Raw genomic sequence first — 819 nt, 5'->3', positions numbered from 1 at the left:
CTTATAGATCTAGCTGCCATTTCAGGCGGCTTTTTTTGTTGAACTAACGAAGCAGGATAGTTCAATAGAAATAGACTATTGGTTGATTGTGGTATATAATCGCATTAAAAGGAACGTACGTTCTTTTTGATGGAGTAGCTTTTGATGTGGAAAAAATAAACTATGAAAATTATGATTGGAGTGTTAGTGGATGAAAATAAAAAAAGTTTATCTATATGTATTTAATACAATGTCAGACTGGGAATATGGATATTTAATTGCTGAACTAAATTCAGGAAGATATTTCAAAAAGGATTTAGCACCTTTAAAAGTAATTACAGTAGGAGCGAATAAAGAAATTATTACTACGATGGGGGGACTGAGTATAAAACCAGATATTTCCCTTGATGAATGTAACTTTGATAGTAAAGATCTTGTAATTCTACCTGGAGGGAATACTTGGGGAGAAGCTATTCATCAACCTATCTTGAAAAAAATTGGCGAGGCTTTAAAGCTTGGCACTATTGTTGCTGCTATTTGTGGTGCAACTGAGGGACTAGCGAATATGGGATATCTAGATTCTAGAAAGCATACAAGCAATAGCTTAGAGTATATTAAAATGGTCTGTCCTAATTATAAAGGAGAAAATTTTTATGAGATGGAACCTGTAGTAACTGGTGAAAATTTGGTTACTGCATCAGGAGTAGCTCCTTTGGAATTTGCGATGGAAGTACTGAAAAAATTAGATGTATTTGCACCAGATACATTACATTCGTGGTATAACCTAAATAAGACTCACAAACTTGAATACTTCTTCCAACTAATGAACTCAATAAATAA

The 819-nt window shown here is 33.3% G+C and carries 1 protein-coding gene; it reads left to right on the top strand.

The features are described from left to right. Positions 1 to 190: 190 nt before the first annotated feature. A partial coding sequence (locus tag TR08_RS24080; RefSeq protein WP_045522567.1) for a type 1 glutamine amidotransferase family protein occupies positions 191 to 819 on the top strand: 629 nt, incomplete at its 3' end.

Source organism: Neobacillus niacini (assembly GCF_000759675.1).
Taxonomy (GTDB): Bacteria; Bacillota; Bacilli; order Bacillales; family Cytobacillaceae; genus Neobacillus; species Neobacillus niacini_A.
The sequence above is the reverse complement of the archived record's forward strand: the minus strand, read 5'-3'. Positions and strand labels throughout refer to the sequence as shown.